The following is a 3070-nucleotide window of genomic DNA, read 5'->3' as shown; positions in this document are numbered from 1 at the left end:
GTCCGGCGAAGAGCTACTCCCCTTCTGCTCCGCCCCCCGCCTCCGCCGTCGCGTATTCTGGGCGGAGCAGAAGGGGAGTAGCTCTTCGCCGGACCGTCGACATACTGCTGGGCCACCCAGCCGGCGCCCGGAGGCAGGCCGCACACAGCGGCCCGCCAGCGAGACCTTCGGCCGCAGTGTCCTGTCCATGTTCACCGCATCCGTGCACCGCCACGGGCGCACCGAACACCGTCAGGGCGCCGCCGAGCCGAAGCGACCCCTGACACAGCACTCCAGGTCTCTCGGAACGGCGGCGCCCGCCAGCCCACCGATCGAGGTCCCAGCCCCGTGTTCAGCACCGACTTCAGCATCGCCGTCACGGCCATCGCCTTCGGCGTCGTCTTCCTCGCCGAACTGCCCGACAAGACCGCCCTGGCCGGCCTCGTCCTCGGCACCCGCTACCGCGCCTCGTACGTCTTCGCCGGAGTCGCCGCGGCCTTCGCCGTGCACGTCGCGCTCGCCATCGCCGCCGGCAGCGTCCTCACCCTGCTGCCCCACCGGCTCGTGCAGGCCGTCGTCGGCGTTCTCTTCCTCGCCGGCGCGGCGATGCTGCTGCTGAAGAAGGACGACGGGGAGGAGGACGTCAAGCCGCCCGCCGACCAGTCCTTCTGGAAGGTCTCCGGCGCCGGCTTCATGCTGATCCTCGTCGCCGAGTTCGGCGACCTCACCCAGATCATGACCGCCAACCTCGCCGCCCGCTACGACAACCCGCTTTCGGTCGGCATCGGTGCCGTCCTGGCGCTCTGGGCAGTCGCCGGCATCGGCATCCTCGGCGGCCGGACCCTCATGAAGTACGTCCCCCTCCGCCTCATCACGAAGATCGCGGCTGCCGTGATGATCGCCCTGGGCGGGTTCTCCCTGTACGAGGCCGTCGTCGGCTGAGCCGGGCTGCCCCGCCGGGGCGGGGGCGAGGGCGGGGTGCCGGCCGGGTCGGCGCCCGGCCCCGGCTCCGGCCCCGGCCGGGCGTGCGTACGAGGGGTGGGGGGCCCGGCAGGTGTGCCGCCCCAGGCGGCTCGCCCGCCTCCCGGGCGGCGTGGCTGCCGTGCGTCAGCTCAGGCGGCGGGGGTGAGGGTGAGGTGGATCGAGCCGTCGGGGGCGGTGGCCACCTCGACGGCCGCCAGGTCGGGGACGTGCGCCGTGGGGCCGTGCTCGGCGGCGCGCGGGCCGATGCCGATCACGCGCATGCCGGCGGCCTTGCCTGCGGCTATGCCGGCGGCGGAGTCCTCGAAGACGATGCAGTCGGCGGGGTCGGCGCCCAGCTCCGCGGCGCCCTTCAGGAAACCCTCGGGGTGGGGCTTGCTGGCCTCGACGCACTCGGCGGTGACGCGCACCTCCGGCAGCGGCAGCCGGGCGGCTCCCATCCGGGCCGAGGCCAGGGCGGCGTCGGCTGAGGTGACCAGGGCGTGCGGCATCCCGGCGATGGCCCGCATGAACTCCGGAGCCCCGCCGATCGGGACGACGCCGTCGGTGTCGGCGGTCTCGCGGGCGAGCATCACCGCGTTCTCGGCGTGGTTGAGCTCCATCGGGCGGTCGGGCAGGAGGATCGCCATGGTGGCGTAGCCCTGGCGGCCGTGGACCACCTTGAGGGCCTCCTCCGGATCCAGGCCGTGCGAGACGGCCCACTCCCGCCAGCAGCGCTCGACCACGGCGTCCGAGTTGACCAGGGTGCCGTCCATGTCCAGGAGGAGGGCCTTGGCGGTGAGGACGACGGGGGCGGTGATGGTGCTGGCCGGCATCGGCGGGGCTCCAGACGGGGCGGGAGAAAGAAAACAAGCGGTTCCGCCCACCGGTCAGGGAATGCGGACGGAACCACTTTGTTCCTACACGATACAAAACCGGGGGCCGGGTGCGCCACCCGCCCCCCGGATGTGGGCGAAACCGCAGGCTCGGGGCGGCGGTGGACCGGTCCCGGACGGACCGGTCTCGGACGGACCGGTCCGGACCGGTCGGGACCGGATGCGGCCGGTTGGGGCGGTTGAGGCGTGGACATGGTGGAGGCGGCGGGGTCTGTCCGCCGGCACCGCGAGGTGTGTCGGGGCGGCGGGCGGTGGGCGGCGTAGGGATGTCGAAACGCGGGTGGCGGCCGGTGGGCCGAGGAGGCGGCCGTCCGGCAGCTTCGGGCAGAGATCGCGGGCCCGTGGCGTACGGGGTGTGGCGAGCCGGGTCGGAGGCGTCCGGAGGGGCTCGTGAGCGCCGGTCGGCGGCGGAGGAGGCGACGGCCGGACGGGTGGGGCGGTGCCTCGCGGGAGAGGGAGGTTCGTCTGCGGGAGTCGCGGCCGAGAGGCCCGCGGCTTGCCGATCGGCGACGCCGTGCCTGACGGGCTTCCGGCTGGTGGGGTGCCGGCCCCTCCGGGCGGTTGCCTTTCCGGGTGGCGGGCCCGGCGGCCCGGCGGCCCGGCGGCCCGGCCGCCCGGGGGTGCGGGGGCGCGGCAGTTCACGTTCCGGCGGGTGGCGGCCGGGAGCAGGCTCGCCCCGGGGTCCGCCCGCCGGGCCTGCCGTGGCGGGCCGCGGCGTCCGGGGCGGCGGCGGGGCGGGGGCGTCGTACGGCGCCGCCGGCCGGGACCTCCCGGCGGGGCAGGCGCAGGGCGGGCCCCGGCCCGGCGGCGGCTTCCGGGTGTCAGGCGGTGCGTTCCAGCGCCTTGCGGGTGGCGGGGCCGTAGACGCCGTAGCCGTCGTCCCAGATGTCGTTCCGCCACTGGAATTCCGCGACGGCCTCCTTCGTGCGGCTGTCGAACCGGCCGTTGATCCTGCCGCCGTACACGCCGTCGGCCGCCAGGAGCCGCTGCATCCTCTCCACCTCCGGGCCCGAGTCGCCCTGGCGGAGGACGGGTGCCTTCGACGGGGACGCGGAGCCGGTCGCAGAGCGGCCGGGGCTCGGCGTGGTGGGCGGTGCGGCCGGAGCGGCTGCGGTCGACGGAGCCGACGCGGTGGGCGACGGGGACGCCGACTTCGACGCCTTCGGGGACGCGGAGCGGGAAGCCGACCTCGTGGGGGCGGCGGAGGGGGAGGCGGACTCCGCCGCCCCCACGAG

The 3070-nt window shown here is 75.6% G+C and carries 3 protein-coding genes; 1 reads left to right on the top strand and 2 read right to left on the bottom strand.

Annotation, left to right across the window (positions count from 1 at the left end):
• The first annotated feature begins 327 nt into the window (after positions 1-327).
• Positions 328-921: a TMEM165/GDT1 family protein gene (locus EF903_RS31005; protein ID WP_125548304.1), complete on the top strand. Its 594-nt coding sequence runs from the start codon at positions 328-330 to the stop codon at positions 919-921.
• 170 nt (positions 922-1091) lie between these two features.
• Here EF903_RS31005 and EF903_RS31000 read toward each other — a convergent pair whose 3' ends face one another.
• Together EF903_RS31000 and EF903_RS34510 are read right to left on the bottom strand one after the other, a co-directional pair.
• Positions 1092-1775 carry an HAD-IA family hydrolase gene (locus EF903_RS31000; protein ID WP_125548303.1) on the bottom strand — a complete coding sequence of 228 codons (684 nt, stop codon included), beginning with the start codon at positions 1773-1775 and terminating at the stop codon, positions 1092-1094.
• Positions 1776-2656: 881 nt separating this feature from the next.
• Positions 2657-2836, bottom strand: coding sequence for a peptidoglycan-binding protein (locus EF903_RS34510; protein WP_260616162.1), 180 nt, complete (start codon positions 2834-2836; stop codon positions 2657-2659).
• Positions 2837-3070: the final 234 nt, after the last annotated feature.

The sequence above is a fragment of the Streptomyces sp. WAC05292 genome, from assembly GCF_003949955.1.
In the GTDB taxonomy this organism is placed as follows: Bacteria; Actinomycetota; Actinomycetes; order Streptomycetales; family Streptomycetaceae; genus Streptomyces; species Streptomyces globosus.
The sequence above is the reverse complement of the archived record's forward strand: the minus strand, read 5'-3'. Positions and strand labels throughout refer to the sequence as shown.

Excerpts from the sequence above, each read along its gene's own strand:
- EF903_RS31000 (WP_125548303.1), bottom strand. The coding sequence starts at position 1,775 with ATGCCGGCCAGCACCATCACCGCCCCCGTCGTCCTCACCGCCAAGGCC.